General features: G+C 68.6%; 13 protein-coding genes. 6 read left to right on the top strand and 7 right to left on the bottom strand.

The genetic code is table 11. The annotated features are described in order from the left end of the window. Window positions 1-102: 102 nt before the first annotated feature. A complete protein-coding gene (locus D7W82_RS14375) occupies window positions 103-3,363 on the top strand; it encodes a type 2 lanthipeptide synthetase LanM family protein (protein WP_120618898.1) in 3,261 nt (1,086 codons plus the stop codon). A 431-nt stretch (window positions 3,364-3,794) separates the two neighbouring features. On the opposite strand, the gene D7W82_RS41520 is transcribed toward D7W82_RS14375, so the two are convergent. Beyond that, window positions 3,795-4,985 (bottom strand): hypothetical protein, encoded by a 1,191-nt coding sequence (locus D7W82_RS41520; protein ID WP_233587552.1) that lies wholly within the window; start codon window positions 4,983-4,985, stop codon window positions 3,795-3,797. 535 nt (window positions 4,986-5,520) lie between these two features. Here D7W82_RS41520 and D7W82_RS14360 point away from each other — a divergent pair. Beyond that, a complete protein-coding gene (locus D7W82_RS14360; RefSeq protein ID WP_120618896.1) occupies window positions 5,521-5,883 on the top strand; it encodes an HNH endonuclease in 363 nt (120 codons plus the stop codon). A gap of 6 nt (window positions 5,884-5,889) precedes the next feature. Here D7W82_RS14360 and D7W82_RS14355 read toward each other — a convergent pair whose 3' ends face one another. Next, window positions 5,890-6,246, bottom strand: a complete 357-nt coding sequence (locus D7W82_RS14355; protein WP_120618895.1) for a hypothetical protein — start codon at window positions 6,244-6,246, stop codon at window positions 5,890-5,892. 184 nt (window positions 6,247-6,430) lie between these two features. On the opposite strand from D7W82_RS14355, the gene D7W82_RS14350 reads away from it, so the two are divergent. The 3 genes from D7W82_RS14350 to D7W82_RS14340 all read left to right on the top strand — a co-directional run bounded on the left by D7W82_RS14350 (window position 6,431) and on the right by D7W82_RS14340 (window position 10,445). Further along, window positions 6,431-7,759, top strand: coding sequence for a CotH kinase family protein (locus D7W82_RS14350; protein WP_158617664.1), 1,329 nt, complete (start codon window positions 6,431-6,433; stop codon window positions 7,757-7,759). 67 nt (window positions 7,760-7,826) lie between these two features. Further along, entirely contained in the window at window positions 7,827-9,224 is a 1,398-nt protein-coding gene (locus D7W82_RS14345; RefSeq protein WP_120618893.1) for a chloride channel protein, read from the top strand. Between the two features lie 105 nt (window positions 9,225-9,329). Then, window positions 9,330-10,445, top strand: a complete 1,116-nt coding sequence (locus tag D7W82_RS14340; RefSeq protein ID WP_233587561.1) for a sterol desaturase family protein — start codon at window positions 9,330-9,332, stop codon at window positions 10,443-10,445. 126 nt (window positions 10,446-10,571) lie between these two features. Here D7W82_RS14340 and D7W82_RS14335 read toward each other — a convergent pair whose 3' ends face one another. Further along, complete coding sequence (locus D7W82_RS14335) at window positions 10,572-11,570, bottom strand: GlxA family transcriptional regulator (RefSeq protein ID WP_120618891.1); 999 nt, start codon at window positions 11,568-11,570, stop codon at window positions 10,572-10,574. Window positions 11,571-11,645: 75 nt separating this feature from the next. On the opposite strand from D7W82_RS14335, the gene D7W82_RS14330 reads away from it, so the two are divergent. Then, window positions 11,646-12,512 carry a dienelactone hydrolase family protein gene (locus D7W82_RS14330; RefSeq protein WP_120618890.1) on the top strand — a complete coding sequence of 289 codons (867 nt, stop codon included), beginning with the start codon at window positions 11,646-11,648 and terminating at the stop codon, window positions 12,510-12,512. A gap of 39 nt (window positions 12,513-12,551) precedes the next feature. On the opposite strand, the gene D7W82_RS14325 is transcribed toward D7W82_RS14330, so the two are convergent. The 4 genes from D7W82_RS14325 to D7W82_RS14310 form a co-directional block, all read right to left on the bottom strand. Next, complete coding sequence (locus tag D7W82_RS14325; protein WP_120618889.1) at window positions 12,552-13,319, bottom strand: hypothetical protein; 768 nt, start codon at window positions 13,317-13,319, stop codon at window positions 12,552-12,554. Between the two features lie 14 nt (window positions 13,320-13,333). Continuing rightward, window positions 13,334-14,077, bottom strand: a complete 744-nt coding sequence (locus D7W82_RS41515) for a hypothetical protein (protein WP_233587549.1) — start codon at window positions 14,075-14,077, stop codon at window positions 13,334-13,336. A gap of 76 nt (window positions 14,078-14,153) precedes the next feature. Continuing rightward, a complete protein-coding gene (locus D7W82_RS14315; protein WP_147439337.1) occupies window positions 14,154-14,909 on the bottom strand; it encodes a DNA alkylation repair protein in 756 nt (251 codons plus the stop codon). A gap of 151 nt (window positions 14,910-15,060) precedes the next feature. Beyond that, entirely contained in the window at window positions 15,061-16,428 is a 1,368-nt protein-coding gene (locus D7W82_RS14310; RefSeq protein ID WP_233587547.1) for a hypothetical protein, read from the bottom strand. Window positions 16,429-16,670 lie beyond the last annotated feature (242 nt).

Below are 16,670 nucleotides of genomic sequence, written 5' to 3'. Positions count from 1 at the left end.
CGGGCGGCTCCCACGGGGAGTCGTCCCGTACCACCCGAGGCGCGGGGGCTCCGGCTCTCGCGCCTGTCTTTTTCCAAGTCCAGACGGACGTGCAGGGCGCGCATGCGAGAGGGCTCGAAGATGGGTGCGTGGGAGCGGGCTGCCTTCCTCCATGAGCGGGAGGCCGCGGGAGAGGATCCTTCCGCCCCGGCGCTCCAGCAGGCCGGGTCGCGCCTCCAGAAGTGGCGGCGCAGCACGCTGGGGGATGAGGCGTCCTTCGACGAGCGGCTTCGCGCCGTGGGGCTGGACGCGGCGGCCTTCGTGCGCAGGCTCGCCGGGAGCGCCCCGCGGCCGGAAGCGCTGACGTGGCTGCCGCTCCTGGAAGAAGTGCTGTCGGACCGCGCGGCCGGCGTCGCCCTCCCCTCTCCCGTGGACTCGGGTCCACGGATGCGCGTGCCGGCCCTGACGCGCCGGTTCCTCCAACTGGGATTGCGTCGGCTGCGGGCCGGCGTGGAGGCCTTGGCCGCCCGGACCGGGTGCGCCCCCGACGCGTTGCTGGACGCGCGCGCCGAAGCCTGGCTCGTGGACGCGCTGGAGCAGCGGTTGATACAGACCGCGACCCGGTCGCTGGTGCTGGAGCTCAACGTGGCCCGGCTGAGCGGAGAGCTTCAGGGCGAAACGCCCCAGTCGCGCTTCGAGCACTTCGCCCTGCGCCACCTGGAAGCCCCAGGCCGGCTCGCCGCGTTCCTGGAGGAGTACCCGGTGCTGGCGCGGCTCCTGGTGACGGCCCTGGACCGCTGGAGCCGGACGAGCCTGGAGCTGCTGACGCACCTGGCGGAGGACCGAGAGGCCCTGGTCGCCGTGCTCGGCGCGGGGGTGGATCCAGGGCCGCTCGTGGAGGCGCGCACTGGCGCGGGAGACCTGCACCGCGAGGGCCGCAGCGTGGCGCTGCTGACCTTCCGCTCTGGCTTGCGGGTCGTCTACAAGCCGCGGTCGCTGGAGGTCGAGGCGCGCTATCAGGACCTGCTGGCGCAGCTGGAGCGCTGGGGCCTGCGCCATCCGCATCGCCGGCTGAAGGTGCTGACGCGCGCGTCGCATGGCTGGGTGGAGCACGTCGAGACCGGCGGGTGCGACGACCGCGAGGCCGTGGCGCGCTTCTACTGGCGGCAGGGCAGCCACCTGGCGCTGCTGTACCTGCTGCGCGGGGTGGACCTGCACTCCGGCAACCTCCTCGCCGCCGGGGAGTTCCCTGTCCTGGTGGACCTGGAGGGGCTCTTCCACCAGCTGCCCGCCCCACGCGCTGATGACTCGGCGGCGTCCCGCGCCGCGCGCTTCCTGGAGCGGTCCGTGATCAGCAGCGGCCTGCTGCCCACGCTCATGTTCGGCAGGGAGGGCCGGGCCGGAGTGGAGCTGAGCGGTCTGGGCGGCGAGGCCGGCCAGCTCTTCCCCCACGCCACGCCCACGCTGGAGGACCGCGCCCGGGACACCCTGCACGTCGTCCGCCGGCAGCCGACCACCGCGGGGGCCCACAACCGCCCGCTGCTCGAGGGCCGGCCCGTGGACGTCACGGCGTTCGGCGCGTGCATCGAGGAGGGCTTCCAGGAGACGTACGGGCTGCTGCTCCAGCACCGCGAGGAGGTGGCGCGAACGCTCGAGGGGCTCCGGGACGTGGAGGTACGCCACATCGCCCGGGCGACGATGCGCTACGGCTTCCTCCTCCAGGAGGGCCTGCACCCGGACTTCCTGCGCGATGCGCTCGACCGGGACCAGCTGCTCGACAAGCTGTGGGCGGAGGTCCGCGTGCGTCCTTCGCTGGCGCGGCTGACGCACTCAGAGCACGAGGACCTCCTGCTGGGCGACGTGCCCGTCTTCACCGCGCGGCCCGGCTCCCGCCACGTCTGGGACAGCCGGGGCCGCTGCATCCCGGATCACCTGCCGCGCGCCGGCCTGGAGGGCTCGCTCCAATTGCTGGAGGACCTGGGCCCCGAGGACTGCGCCGACCAGGTGGCGCTGATCCGCCAGTCCCTGGTGACGCTCGAGCGCGAGCAGGAGACCGTGGCGCCCCGCGCGCCGGTGACCGCCGCCGGGGAGGCCCTGCCCCCGCCCGCGACGCCCGCGGCGTGCCTGGCCGGAGCGGTCCAGTTGGGCGAGCTGCTGGCGGCCCGCGCCATCCAGGGTGCCCACGACGTCGGCTGGATTGGCGTGGGGCTCCAGGACCTGGAGCGCCGTCGCTGGGGGCTCTCTCCCCTGCGCACGGACCTCTTCGACGGCGTGGGGGGCGTGGCGCTCTTCCTCGGCTACCTGGCGGCGGTGACGGGCCGGGAGGACTTCGCGACGCTGGCGCGCAGGGCGGCGGTGCCGGTGCGCGAGCAGTGGCGCGCGCCCGAGTCCCAGGACCCCTCCGGCGTGGGGGCGTTCTCGGGGCGCGCGGCGAACGTCTACGTCCTCGGCCACCTGGCCGTGGCCCTGGGCGACGCCGCGCTGCTGGATGAAGTCCACGCCGGCCTGGGCTCGCTGGAGGCGAAGATCGACGCGGACACGGCGCTGGACCTGGTCACGGGCGTCGCGGGGACCGCGCTGGTGCTGACGCGGCTCCACCAGCAGACCGGCAGCGAGGAGGCGCTCCGGCTGGCGCGCAGGTGCGGGGAGCGGATGCTCCAGACAGCGAGCGACTCCGAGCACGGAGGACGCGCCTGGGTGGTGCCCGCGGCCGGACGCGCGCTCACGGGCCTGGCCCACGGCGCGGCCGGCTTCGTCTGGGCCCTGCTGGAATTGGCCACGCTCACCGGCGACGAGCGCTACCGGGAGGCCGCACGTCAGGGATTGGTTTTCGAGCGGGCCCTGTTCGCCCCGGAGCGCGGCAACTGGAAGGATGTGCGCACGTCGAAGGAAGGCGAGCCGCTGGTGCCCGGCGGCTTCATGACGGCCTGGTGCAACGGGGCCGCGGGCGGCGTCCTGGCGCGACTGCTGTCACTGCGCCACCTGGACGATGCGCGGCTGCGCGACGAGCTGCACGCAGGGCTCGCCACCGTGCAGCGGGAGGGCTTCGGCGGCAGCCACTGCCTGTGCCACGGAGACGTGGGCAACCTGGAGGTGCTGCACCTGGCGGGAGAGGTGCTGGGAGACGCGGCCTGGAAAGAGGCCGCGTACTCACGGGCCGCGCGGGTGCTGGCGCAGGGCCAGGGCGGAGCATGGCGCTGCGGCCTGCCCCGGTTCACCGAGGCGCCGGGGCTGATGCTGGGGCTGTCCGGAATAGGGCTGGGGCTTTTGCGGCTGGCCGCGCCGGACTTCGTGCCGTCCGTGTTGGCGTTGCAGCCCGTGCGCCCCCTCGGTGTCGAGTACCTCCGTGGCTACCGGGTCCTCAATCGCTCCGTCACGAGATAGAGCCCGCACGCGGCCAGATGACAGACACCCAGGAGGCTCGCGGCCGCGAGCGGTGATAGCGCGTTCCGAAGGAAGGCGGAGCTCATGGCGCCCAGGAGCATCCAAGCGCCCCAGATGAACAGGAACACCGGGAGTGCTCGCTGTGGGCGGACGGCCAATGCGCGGACTCCCATCAGGCCCGTGCTCCCCGCGAGAAGGCCCGCGGTGCCCCCCGCGATTGCCCCCATGGCGAACAGCCCCTCGACAAACGCCCGGTCCGTCAAGACGCCCAGGGCCTCGCCAACGAAAAGAAGAATCAGCCCCATCCACCAATACGCAACAGCGGACCCCACCATTCCGAGCGTCAGAACCAGGATTCCGCTGGTGGATCTCATTGCTTCCTCCGACTTTTCGCGCGTACCAGGAGAAGGCTGAGCCTATCAACCCAACCCTCAGAAACCGAGGTGCTTCTTCAGCCAGTGCTCCACTTCTTGGAGGTCCTTCTCGATCTTCTTCGCGCCCTTCTCCACGTTCTCCTTGGACTTGATGGTACTCAGGAGGGTGCTGCCCACCGTCACTTGCTGGGCCTTGGGAGTCACGGGAGGCGCCGGAGGGCGCGCCTGCAGACGCCCACCTTGATGTTCGTGGCTATAGACGAGGGCGCTGACAAAGACCTGAGCCACCTCCATGGCCGCGCCCACGAGGTGGAGATACGAAGCTTCAAGCAGGCTTGCCGTAAGCTGGTTCTTCTGCCGCAAGCGATTCAGCAGGTAGACGCTGCCAAATTCCGCAATTTGGACGGCCAACCTGGCAATCAACGCATCGCGGTTGCCGAGTTTGTAGCCCTTGAACTCTCCACCCATCATTTTCAGGAACACGGTGCAACGGTCCTTCCATTCAGAGCCAGGGCGCCCAGGCGACATGTATTCCTCAAGGGCATCCGCGACCCATTTCCCCTTGGATATATCCAGAGCACTGGACCCTTTGTCATCGCTCTTGTCCCGCGCAACGACGTATCCGGCGACGTCCCCTTCCAGGTTGTTGGAGCCTCCAAAATCAAGCCCGATGAATCGCTTCAGCACGGAACTGCTGGGCGAAGTCGACCTGTCCCTGGCGAGCATGCCCGCAGCCCCTCCCAGGTCGCCAAGCCACGTGCTCAACTCCAACCCAGTACCTCCTTGCATTGGAACTGCCATGTTGCGTGCAATGCGACTCCTTCGCGCATCCATGCCAATGATAAGATGACTGAAGTCGACATACCGATCCCCTTCCTGCACGTCGCGACTCTGTCGCATCGACTCAAACAGGTTGTTTTTCAAGAAGGGCCGGGGATCGTCAGGCACAGAGGAGTTTGTGTATGTCTGGAAGCCCAGGTTGCGAACCAGGCTCTTCTCCCCCTGATAGTCCGCGCTCCATGTGGTCCCATAGTAGATGCCACGAATGACGTGGATGCGTTCCTCCACATCGTCATACCCATTCGCGATGAGTTGCTCCTCCGTCGCGCGAACAAGCCCGATAAGCTGACGAAAGTCCTTTGCGGGCTGATGGTTCTTGACGGCATTGGGCTCGGCGGCATTGGTTCTTCTGGAGAGCTGATTTGCTTCGCTCTTGGCGGCGCCCTGATGGGTCTTCCTCAATGCCATGGGGTCCCCCTACAACCTCAAGTGGATGCACCTCCTTCAGCATGGACTTTCTTTCAAACACCGCCAGGACCAGGGAGGTCCTACGCCTACTGGAGCTGATGCGCACCTTCGGGACATAAGGCGCAAATTGGCTTCAGCTGCGCTGTGGCCACAAGCAAGGAATCTGTTACCACGCGGAAGGCTGGCAACCCGCTTCCCCTGGGACGTGCCTGAGTAGTGCCCGCGGCCGGGCGCGCCCTCGCTGGCCGCGCCCGACTTCGTCGCTCCCGCGCTGTACGGCGGGAGCGAGGGCCTCAAGGGCAACACGTACAGTAGAAGTAGTCGCTGTGGACGGGATAGGCGCTCTCCACGCCCCAGCAGGTGGGATTGCAGGGTGCATCCAGCTCGCACTGACCGACCTGCCCATCGTCTCGCATGGGATATGAGTCCCAGGAGGCTCGGTCTGCCTTGCCCCGTCCGCTCGACGAGATGGGGGCCTTGCAAGAACGAAAGACCTGAAGTGAGCTTGGCCCGAGCCTCGCGCGATGAGGGAACGATGGCAGGAAAGCTGAAGACTCGGGTCAATTCCAGCGGCTACAAGCAGTTTTGGGACAAGGATGAGGAGCGTTGGGTATTCACGCACCGCCGGGTCGCTGAGAAGAAGATCGGACGCGAGCCCGTCCCCGGCGAAGAGGTCCACCACATCAACGGTGACAAGGAGGACAACCGCTCCCGGAATCTCGTTGTGCTCAAGGACAGCATCCACGACCGCGTTCACCACGATGATCCCGATGCCTGCTTCCGCTGCGGGCGGTCCGGCCACTGGGCTGACGACTGCTATGCGAAGACGGACTTCGAGGGAGATGCCATCGACGAGGACGAGGACTGGGACGACGAGGACGAGGACGAGGACTACTGACCGCCCTCAAAGCGCCAGAAGCACATCCACTTGCGCCTGAAGCGTCCGGGCCTCTTCGAGCTTGCCGAGCCGGGTGTAGAGCTCCACCGCGTCGCGACGCTCCTGGAGTTCACGCTGGATGAGGGCCTCCACCGCCTCCGGCGACAACAGCAACCGGGCCACCTCTCCACTTCCGAGTCCCCCCGCGCTGCCAGCGATGCCGCCACCGACCGAGACTGGGGCGACGCTCATGTCAGGCGCCTCGGCATTGTCGATGGCGGCGAGTGTTTCCCGAAGCACCGCCGAGGCGGGAGCGTTTCGAGCGCGCAGGGCCTCCTTCAGCGCGGCCCGCATCGTTACCTTCCATTCATGCACGGTCTTCATGCGTCCACGGTAGTGGGCACACACCTGCCCCGGCAAGGAGCGCGCCCCGCGCCTCCCCCTCGACCACGGCCCCCATTCCGCCTGTAGGCGACACGCACCTCGGCCCCGGAGACAGGGCCCGCCGCCAGCCGGGGAGAGGTATGGGAACGAACGCATGACCCGCGTCATGGCGTGGAGGAAGGAAATGGGACGAACGAGGCGAGGGTCACCGCACGTCGCCCTGGCCCTGCTGGTGCTGGGAATGGCGGCCTCTGGCTGCCGGCCCCAGAGTCCCTGGGACCTGCCCGTTCCCGAATGCACCGGAACGGGGGACACCGCCCGAGAAGACGCGGCTCGCGAGCACGGACAGGATCCTCGCGCCTACGTCGAGGAGGATGGCCTGCCGGTGCTCCACCTCTACGTGGCGGGCTCACTGCCGGATGACGACGACTACCAGTCGGCGCGCGTCTTCTATCGCGGACGCTGCTACGTCGCCCGGGCCCGGCATCGCGGCGCGACGTCCAAGGTCTTTCCCAAGCGAAGCTTCACGCTCGACTTCCTCGGCGGGCAGACCTTCGACGAGCCCCTGCTCGCGGCTGGCTTCACCGGCCGACGCAAGGTGGTGTTGATCAGCCCCTTCAATGACAACTCATACCTTCGCGCGAGGCTGGGCTTCACCTTGTGGAGCCGCATGTCTCCCGGCCACCTCCAGGTGAAGACCTTCAGCGCGGTCGTCTATCTGAACGGGCGCTATCACGGGCTCTACACGGTGGCGGACCACGTCGACCGGCATTCGCTCTCCGCGCAGGGAATGGATGTCCAGGGAGAGCTCTTCAAGGCCGTGGACTCCGACGCCAACTTCTCCTGGCGAGACGCGTCCGGCAGGCCCAAGGCCTCACTGCGTCTGGGCTACGAGAAGAAGGAGGGCGAACCCGAGGAGGGAGACGGGGCCTACGCCAGCATCGAGCAACTCACCGCCTTCGTGGCGGACTCCCACGCGGTGCGCTTCCGCACGGAGCGCGGCGCATGGATGCAGGTGGAGGACTACGAGGACTGGTGGATTTTCGCCCGCCTGGCGGCCCTGTCCGACTCCGTGACGAAGAACGCCTGCCACTTCCGCGCGCAAGGCCCAGCGCGGCGCTGGCGCTACATCCCCTGGGACCTGGACGCGAGCTTCGGGCAGAACTGGGACACCACGCGGCAGGCCCCGGACGTGATGGACTCCTTCACCGAGGACAACCGCCTGTTCGCCCGGATGCTGGAAGACCCCGCCATCCGCCAGCCCCTCCGCGAGCGCCTCCACACGCTGCTGCACACCACCCTCCACCGGGACGTCGTCCAGGGGCTCATCGACACCTATGCCGCCGAGGTCGACCGCGCGGCACGAAAGGATGAAGCCCACTGGGGCGAGGCCTATCGCCACTTCCCGCGCTGGAACCAGCGCGCCGACATCCTCGGCTTCGAGGAGGAGGTGCGGTACCTCCACGACTGGGTGGATGCGCATTGGGCCCTCCTGGAAGAGGAGCTCCGCTGAAGACGCCCTGGACCCGGGGCGGCCGAGCCCATTTACTTTGGCCTCAAACGACGTAGCCTCCCGCTCCATGGCTGGACGTCGCGAACCCCTGGATGAAGAGCAGCGTGCCCTCCACGACTCCTGGGACACGGTGCTCCGCACGGTGGGCCGGGTGGTGCTGAGCACGGTGCTCATCTGGGGGGTGTGCTCGGCGTTGCGGTATGGCGTCCATGCCACCAGCGACGCGCTGCTGGCGTTCGCCTCCGGGCAGAGCGTCTGGTGGGCACCGTTGGTGCTCGCGGGCGTGCTGCTGCTGGGCGGGCTGCTGAGAGGCGTCCTCAACCGCCGGCCCGGCTGGAGCGACGTGGCCTCGGACGGGGTGAATGTCGCGCTCCACAACTACCACATCACCTACGAGGACTCGGCGGACGACCCGAGCCCGCGCTACTCGCGGCCCGCCCTCCGGCTCGCCTTGCGCAAGGCGGTGGCCACGCTTCTGACGCTGGGCTCCGGCGCGTCAGGGGGGCTGGAGGGTCCCGTGGTGCTGGTGGGCGAGTCCCTGGGCGCGGGCGTGGCCCGCCTGACGCGCGCCCGCTCCGAGCACACGCTGCGCACCTGCCAGTTGGCGGGCATCGCCGCGGCGGTGGGGACGCTGCTCAACGCGCCGTTCGCCGCGGCGCTCTTCGCGCTGGAGGTCGTCTACGGCAACCGCATCGTCTACCGGAAGCTGGCGTATTGCCTGCTGGCCGGAATCATCGCGTACGCGCTCAACAACCGGTTCCTCGGCTTCAAGCCCATCTTCGTGGCACCGCCGCACGCGCACACGTACACGCTGGGGGAGTACGGGCTCACCGCGCTGGTGGCCGTGGCGGTGTCCGCGCCCATCGCGCTGCTGTTCGGCCTGTCGATGCAGCACACGCGCAAGGTGGTGGAGCGCGCCAGTCCCCTGCTGCGCGGCGCCATGGGCGCGCTGTGCACCGTCGGGGTGGCCGGGGGCCTCTACTACGGTGTGGGCATGGACTTCCGGCACGTGCTGGGCATGGGGGAGTACACCATCGCCCGGTTGCTCACGGGCGCGGCTGGGACGCTGTCGCTGTGGTGGTACCTGCTGCTCATCGTGGGCGGAAAGCTGCTCACGACCAGCTTCACGGTGCAGTCGGGCGGGTCGGCGGGCATGCTCATTCCCTCCATGGTGCTGGGGGGCGTTTCGGGCGCGGCCACGGCGCAGCTCCTCGCGTCGCTGACGGGCACGGGGCCCGCGGACGTGACGGTGTTCGTGGTGGTCGGCATCGCCTCCGCGCTGGTGGCGGTGGTCGGCGTGCCCCTGGCGGCCATTGCCCTGGTGCTGGAGGTGTTCGGCTCCGCCTATGGACCGCCCGCCGTCCTCGCATGCTGCGTCACCTATGTGCTGACGCTGCGGATGTCCGTCTACAACGAACAGCGCCGCGTGCGGGCGGTGGCCGCGGAGCCCGTCGCGGAAACGTAAGCGAGGTGGAGGAACGCGTGCGTCCTCCTGGCTGCCCCAGCTCCGGCACCCGGGTGGTGTAGGCTCATGCCTCGCCGCACTCCTTCTGGACGGTCCTCCTTGGAAATGCTTCTTGCTCCCGCCCGGCGCATCGACCTGGGCAAGCGCGCCGGTGTCACGGGCGGGTTGTTGGGCGTGCTCTGCGTGGTCGCGGAGCTCTGCTTCCTGTTCCCCCACGTGCTCGTGTCCAACGATGGCCGGGCCTTCTACGTGGAGCACCTGGAGGTCTTCCGGGGCATCCTCCAGGTGTCCATCGTCGCCACCTTCCTGCTGGGCACCTTCAGCGTGATGACCCTGCGCTCCAAGGCGCACGGCGGCATCGCCATGGTGCTGGCGATGGTGGCGCTGCTCCTGGGAGGCAGCGAGGCGGAGCCCCTGACGCACACGCCGCGCGCGATGAGCGCGGGCCTGGACTTCTTCGCGTTGGACCTGCTGGTGCTCGGGCTGGTGTTCATCCCCATGGAGCGGCTGTGGGGGCTGCACGAGCAGCGAATCTTCCGCGCCGGCTGGCAGACCGACCTCAAGCACTTCTTCGTCAGCCACGTGGGCGTGCAGCTCATCTCCTTCGCGGTGCTCATCCCCGTGCAGGTGTTCCTGTCCTGGGCCGTGAAGCTCGACTTCCAGGCGCACGTGGCCGCGCAGCCCATCTGGCTGCAGTTCTTCGAAATCCTGCTGGTCATCGACCTGGTGAGCTACTGGGTGCACCGGGCCTTCCACACCGTCGGGTGGATGTGGAGCTTCCACGCCATCCACCACTCCACGCTGCAGATGGACTGGCTGGCCAGCTCGCGCAGCCACGTGGTGGACATCCTGGTCAACCGCTTCGCGGGCTTCGTGCCGGTGTTCCTCTTGGGCTTCCACCCGTCCGCCATCTACGGCTACCTCGTCTTCGTGTCCTTCCACGCGGTGTACATCCACGCCAACGTCAACCACCGCTGGCCGTACCTGCGCTGGGTCTTCGCGACGCCGGAGTTCCACCACTGGCACCACACGTCCGATGACGAAGGCATCGACAAGAACTTCGCCGTCTTCCTGTCCTTCATCGACGTCATCTTCGGCACCGCGCACATGCCGGCCCACTGGCCCTCGAAGTACGGGACCACGAAGTTCCAGCCGCCAGAGACCTACCTGGGCCAGCTGGCCTACCCGTTCCAGCGCCATGAAGAGACGCCCTACGGGTAGCCCTCAAGCCACCCCGGGGACGTCGAGCACGGCAGGACAGGCCCCAGCCAAGGCCGGGAGCGAGCCCCGCGGCATGGACCATTTCACTGTCATCCCGGGTGGCGGCCCTTGGACTGCTTCACGAGGTCATCCCGGACGGGAGCCCCTCGGCTGTCTGCCGCGGGGGCTCTCGCCGGCGTAACGCCGGTACACACGCCGAAAGGCAGCCGCGTCGGCGTAGCCCACCCGGGCGGCGACGTCATCGACCGAGTCCCGGGTCGTCTCCAGGAGGTGGGAGGCATGCGCCACGCGGACCCGCTGCACGAACTCGAGCGGCGTCATGCCCAGGCCCGCCTGGACCCGCCGCGCGAGCGTGCGCGAGGACGTGGCGGCGGCGCGGGCGAGCTCCGCCAGCGTCAACTGCCGGCCGAGGTTCGCGGTGATGAACCGTTCGACCGCGCGCAGCGCCGGGTCCGAGACGCGCAGATGCTCCATCACCATGTAGCGGGACTGCGAAACGCGCTCGTCGAGCACGAGGTAGCGAGCCACCAGGTGCGCCAGTGACGGGCTTGCGACGCGCGCGACGAGGGCCAGCATCAAGTCGGCGTGCGCGAAGGCAGAGCCCGCGGTGAGGACACCGTCACTCTCGATGACCATCCGGTCCGCGCGGACGGTGACCTGGGGGAAGCGGCGCACGAACGCGGGCACCAGCCACCAGGTCGTCGTCGCGTTCCGTCCCTCGAGGAGCCCCGCCGCCGCCAGGACGAAGGTCGCCGAGCACGACGCAGCGACCTTCGCCCCCTTCGCCGCCGCGCGCGCGAGCAATTCCATGCCGCGCGCGGTGTCGGCGCGGGAGAGCAGCTGTTCGACGGCGCGCTCGCTGGCCGCGGAGAGCCCGGGCACCAGCAGCACATCCCCCGCCTTCACGCTTCGCAGGTTGAGCGCGCCGTCCACGCAGACAGAGCGTCCCGTGCCCGAGCGGACCGGGCGGCCGTCCAGCGACACCACGCGTTGACGCAGCGGGTTCGCGCGTGGGGCGCCCGGGACGAGGCCGGACTCCAGCAGGCGCGTGGCCGTGTTGATCACGTCGAGGCCGACACCCAGCGGCCCTTCGGCCACGCCATCCAGGACGACATGCCAGATCATGTCTGGCAAGGGTAGACCGAAAGCTGTCAACGTCGCCACTGGCTCACCAGGGAGGGTTTCCCGCATCGTCCGGGCATGACTCCTTCCGCCTCCGAGCCCACCGCCGACGATCCCCTGGATGACTTCGAGCGACGCACCATCACGCTCCAGTCGACCCCGCGCGCCGTCTACGTCGCCGGCCGAGGTCCCGCGGTCATCGTCATGGCCGAGATGCCTGGCATCAGCCCTCACGTCGCGCGCTTCGCACGCTGGGTCCGGGATGCCGGCTTCACGGTCTACATGCCGTCGTTGTTCGGGAGGGATGGGGCCTACCCGCAGGCCGAGGCGGGGCTCGCCGTGATGAAGAAGGCCTGCGTGAGCGCGGAGTTCCGTGCGTTCGCGGCGAATGCGTCAAGCCCCGTGACGCAGTGGCTGCGTGCGCTCGCGAGCCTCGCGCATCAGGAATGTGGAGGCCCCGGCGTCGGCGCCATCGGCATGTGCTTCACCGGCAACTTCGCGCTCAGCATGATGCTCGAGCCCGCGGTGCTGGCGCCCGTCCTGTGCCAGCCCTCGCTGCCGCTCGACAACCCAGGAGCGATTCAAATCGCCCCCGAGGAAGCCGCGGCCGTGAAGGAGCGACTCGAGCGTGAAGACCTGACGGTGCTCGCGTACCGCTTCGACGGCGATCGCTTCTGCACGGCGCAGCGGTTCGCCGCCTATGCCGAAGCGCTGGGGCCTCGCTTCCACCCCAGGGTGCTGCCGTCGTCGGCCGCGAACCCCACGCCCCCGCCCTTCTTCGAGCGGATCGTCGGCGGTGCGCACAGCGTCGTGACCGCGCACCTCATCGACGCAGCTGGAGAGCCGACCCTCGCGGCGCGAGACGAGATCCTGTCCTTCTTCGCGCGGAGGCTTCACCAGGAAGCGGTCCTGCGAGAAGCCACGGATGAGTCGCCGCTTTCGTGAGACAGGGGGCGGTCACCGCCCCCCCTTGGAAGCGTGTCGCTACCCGATGCAGCTGAGGAACCCGCCGGGGGTGAACACCGGGATGGAGTTCAGCGCGCCATCTGGAACCTCGCCGTCCGCGGTGGCGGTCACGGGCGACCGATAAATGCCGGGGAGGGAGGAGACGGTCCCAAAAAAATACACGGTGCTGCTCGAGCGCTCGCGCAGAAGAGCGCCACACCAGGGCTCGGCCGTCTTATCGGCAAGCGTTCCCAAGGGGACGATCTTCACGCTGGATGCCCCCCCGTAGTAGGCGAGGTCTGACGCATTGGTGATGGGGTACTTGGCGCCCGCGATATAAAGATAGATCTGGCTCCCCGTGCGCTCCTGGACCAGGACCTTGTAGGAGTAGTTGTAGAACACCTCACTCCAGCCGGCGTTCGGGATGTTGTTGACGGTCTTCCAGTCATCCCAGTAGTCCAACTCCGTGGGACTCGGAATCCACCAGAACTTCTCTCCCACCACGACATAGATCGCGGCGTAGCCAAGCTGGCGGAGCAGCGTGCCCTCCTGGGGAATCTCCGCATAGGAGTTGATGGTGGCCTGGGGCAGCACCACCGTGCTGGCGCCGGAATAATTGCTCCACTGCGCGGGAGGGATGAAGAACCGCGCTCCACCCGCCACCACGTATCGGTTTGTCGTGTCCGAGCTGAGGAGAACGTAACCGTCCGGGATGGGCGCGTAGCCCGCGAGAGCCTGAGCACCAAAGAGGCTCAGCCCCAGGGCGAGCCAACGAGGAAACATTGCGAGAAGCGAGACAACGCGCACGGATTCATCTCCATTCAAGGGTAAGTGCTGCCGAGCGTGCCGGGTATCCGGTGGACAAGGCGATTCCGCTGACAGCCGCCGGGGGCGAACAATGATTCGCACTCCCCATCAACTGACGTCGCCCGGGCCGGTAGCGACGATTTGAAAGGTAGAGCAAACCAAACCCACGGAGCAACGATTGTTTGTCTGGTGAACGCTATTGCCAGGATTCGCACCTTTACCAGGCAGCGCATTGCACCAGCATTGGAGAAGTCCAGGGCAGGCGCCTGAACCGGGCCCCAGGAGAAGCCCGCCTCCGTGGGACCAGTCCACGGACGCGACGCCCCCTGGCGCATCGCGTACTTCAGGGGGGGCTGGGTGAGCAGCTTTCCATTGTGCTTCACCGTGGCCTGCAATTCGTACCGACTGGAGTCCCCGAGTCCCTTGGGCTCCGTCGTGCCGCCACACATGAGGGTGAGGTTGGCGCGAAGAGGAACGGTGAGCTTCTTGTCCTTCGCGAGCTTGATGAACTCGTGAGCGGATGGCATCAGCACATCCACCACGAAGCCAGGCAGCTCCAGGATGAGGCCATCACCCTCCAGGTGCTTGCCGGGCAGCAGCCAGAGTTGGGGCGTGCTGGTCGCGAGCGCCTGCCGCTGCGCAAGTGGCCCGGACACCTCCACGGTCACCAACCGCGGCTCGGCGAGGTCCAGGGTGGCCGTGAACTTCGCGGAGGACTCATCCGCGAGCGGCGCGTCCCGCCCCTGTGGCTGCTTCATCAGCGTCTGGGTATTACCTGTCGATCCCGTGCTATGAAGAGGCTTCGCATGACTCGCTCCGTATCAGAAGGGAAGGTCAGGATGTCTTGCACTCCAGCGCCAGCAGCGCCTTCCGTTGCGCTGGCTCCAGCCGCTCAATGGCATAGCGCAGGGTGTCCCGCTGCATCCCGGAGATGTTCTCCTGGATGAACGCCACCACCGCCTCCCGGTGGTGGTCCGCCGCCACCTTCAGCAGCCACCCCACGCTCTTCTGCACATACGGCTCTGGGTCCGATAGCAACCGGTGTGCATTTCCGAGAATCACCTCGCGGGGCAGCATGTACCTGGAGGAGCGAATCCCGCGGCTCACGAACTTCACGAGTGCGACGTTCGCCGCCCTCCGGCACCAGGGAGAACGGGATCCGGTCCAGTGCTGGATTCGGGTGAGCGCGGGCGTCCGGGTGAGGAAGAACGGGTAGAGCACCGTCAGACACAGGTCGTCGCACTGGGCCCAATTCCAGACGGAGTGCTCCAACCAGTACCGGAAGCGGTCCAGCAGCGACTCGTCGAACGAGCGCCCGACCGCCTTGCGGACCACGGCGAAACCCAGCAACACCTCCTCGTGGTGGGTCGCCTGGGCGAGCAGGTCCTCGGTCACCGCCAGGCGGTCCTCGGGCGACAGGCCCCGCTCCTTGATGAACGCATCGGCGATGCGCCGCACCTCCGCGTTGCGGACCCCCAGGGCTCGGATGTCCGAGGGGAAGTAGCGGCGCGTCGCCTCGGCGAGGCGAGGGTCACTCCGCGCCTTCAGGGTGCGTCGAAGCTCTTCGGTCACGGCAGGGGTCGCGCTCATCGCGCCGCCATCCTGCACCAGCTACTGGGGATTCACTTCAAGCGGCGGGTCCACGGCCGGCCGGGCCCTGGCGAAGAGCCGGGCCACTGAAGCCTGGCAACCCGTGCTGGATTGCCAGGCGCTTTCACGATGGAGGCGGGGGGGGACCGACTCACGTCCTCCGGGCTGGGAAGGGATAGATGAAGTGCGGCACGACGTCGCCCCGGTGCCGGACGAACAGCGGCCCCCAGGCGGGGTTCCGGTCGTGCATCTGTTTGAGCATGCGGACCATCCGGTCGAAGATCTTGCGCACGTCGGCCTGCTCCGTCAGGCCGGCGACGACGCCCGCCGCGACGACGTGCGCGGCGTAGATTCCGGTCGAGAGTTCCTCCGTGAGGTTGCCCACGCCCGTCGCGAGCCGGCGCCGCAGTTGCTGCACCCGCTGCTCGTCATGGTTCCGCCAGTTCTGGATCCACGCGAGCGACTGCCCTTCGAGCGCCGTCGCGCGATGGGTCATGATGGCGTCCGCGACCAGGTCCGCCGACAGGCGCGCCTGCTCGGGCGTCACGCGCTGGGTGCCCAGCCGGAGCTCCGCGGGGTTCAGGTCCTTGTCCACCTCGTCGAAGATGACCTGGGCCCAGGGCTCCGCCTGGCTGAAGCGCAGGCGCTTCACGACACTCCCGGCGAGGTAGCCCCGGACGATGTCGGCGGGGTGTGGATCCGACGCCCCCCCTGCGTTCCGCAGGCGCCCTGCCCCGCCAAACGCGGTGTCCAGCCCCCGGAAGTACCCGATGATGCCGATGCCCGCGGCAGGCCCCATGTTGAGGATGCCGAGCACGTCCGAGGCCGTCTCGTCGATGCGCCGGGCCCAGTAGTTCGCCAGGGCGGAGAGGCCCTGCTTCTGGAGGCGGTCGTAGACCACGGTGGACAGCTCCTCCGCGAGCCCGGTGTCGGCGTGGAGGATGTCGTGCCCGCCGACTTCGTGTCCGAGCGCGGCCCACGCGAGCAGGCCCGCGCGGCCCTGCGAGGGCGGGAGGTTGACGATGCCGCACTCCAGCCCCAGGACGGAGAAGGTCGCGTTCACCGGCCACGTGTACGGCCCGGAGTCCGGGTTCCCCCACTTCACCAGCGGCGCGAGGGTGCCCTGGTCCGGCGGATGAACGCCCCGGCGATCCTCCGCGCTGAGGAAGCCGTCGTACAGGTCGCTGACCACCTCCTCGAACGCATCCGTGGCGATGCGCTGGTACCCCTCCCCGTTCTGGAGGATGGCGTGTGCGGCGTCCATCAGGAGCCCGGCCCCGGACTCACGCCGTGGGTCGCGCACCAGCGTGTCGGCGAACCCCTGGGGCCCGAGCTGGTCCAACGTCCGCAGGTAGGGCACGAGGACCGCGTCGCGGTAGAGCGGAGGCAGCGTGGCCCGCGCCGCCTCGATCCGGCCGCGCAGCTGGTGATAGTCGGTGGGCTCAGGCGGGCCCGGGTCCGTGTCCTGCGCCGCGAGCGCCACTTCGCGGATGCAGGCAGGCAGGTTCCGGATGTCCACGGCCGGCGCCGTTGCACCGGAGCCTCGCGCTGATGCCTTCGCGGCAGGTGACTCCTCCAGGAGGGCCGTCTCCGACTGACGCCCCCGTACACGTTTCGCGGCGCTGCGCGGCAGGGTGCCCCCTCCCCGCCGGACCTTCCGAGTGACCACTTGCCTCGCCATGCGGACCTCCCCTGTGTTGCAACGGAAGGTGCGTCGGGCGCTCGTACGAACCATGGGCTGGCGGGGCACTCGGGATGGTG

The organism is Corallococcus sp. CA049B (assembly GCF_003611685.1).
GTDB classification, from domain to species: Bacteria; Myxococcota; Myxococcia; order Myxococcales; family Myxococcaceae; genus Corallococcus; species Corallococcus coralloides.
This window is presented reverse-complemented; position numbering and strand designations above follow the sequence as displayed.

Excerpts from the sequence above, each read along its gene's own strand:
- D7W82_RS14340 (WP_233587561.1), top strand. The coding sequence starts at position 9,330 with ATGCTTCTTGCTCCCGCCCGGCGCATCGACCTGGGCAAGCGCGCCGGT.
- D7W82_RS41520 (WP_233587552.1), bottom strand. The coding sequence starts at position 4,985 with ATGGCATTGAGGAAGACCCATCAGGGCGCCGCCAAGAGCGAAGCAAAT.
- D7W82_RS14315 (WP_147439337.1), bottom strand. The coding sequence starts at position 14,909 with ATGAGCGCGACCCCTGCCGTGACCGAAGAGCTTCGACGCACCCTGAAG.
- D7W82_RS14350 (WP_158617664.1), top strand. The coding sequence starts at position 6,431 with ATGGGACGAACGAGGCGAGGGTCACCGCACGTCGCCCTGGCCCTGCTG.
- D7W82_RS14360 (WP_120618896.1), top strand. The coding sequence starts at position 5,521 with ATGGCAGGAAAGCTGAAGACTCGGGTCAATTCCAGCGGCTACAAGCAG.
- D7W82_RS14355 (WP_120618895.1), bottom strand. The coding sequence starts at position 6,246 with ATGAAGACCGTGCATGAATGGAAGGTAACGATGCGGGCCGCGCTGAAG.
- D7W82_RS14330 (WP_120618890.1), top strand. The coding sequence starts at position 11,646 with ATGACTCCTTCCGCCTCCGAGCCCACCGCCGACGATCCCCTGGATGAC.
- D7W82_RS41515 (WP_233587549.1), bottom strand. The coding sequence starts at position 14,077 with ATGAAGCAGCCACAGGGGCGGGACGCGCCGCTCGCGGATGAGTCCTCC.
- D7W82_RS14345 (WP_120618893.1), top strand. The coding sequence starts at position 7,827 with ATGGCTGGACGTCGCGAACCCCTGGATGAAGAGCAGCGTGCCCTCCAC.
- D7W82_RS14375 (WP_120618898.1), top strand. The coding sequence starts at position 103 with ATGCGAGAGGGCTCGAAGATGGGTGCGTGGGAGCGGGCTGCCTTCCTC.
- D7W82_RS14335 (WP_120618891.1), bottom strand. The coding sequence starts at position 11,570 with ATGATCTGGCATGTCGTCCTGGATGGCGTGGCCGAAGGGCCGCTGGGT.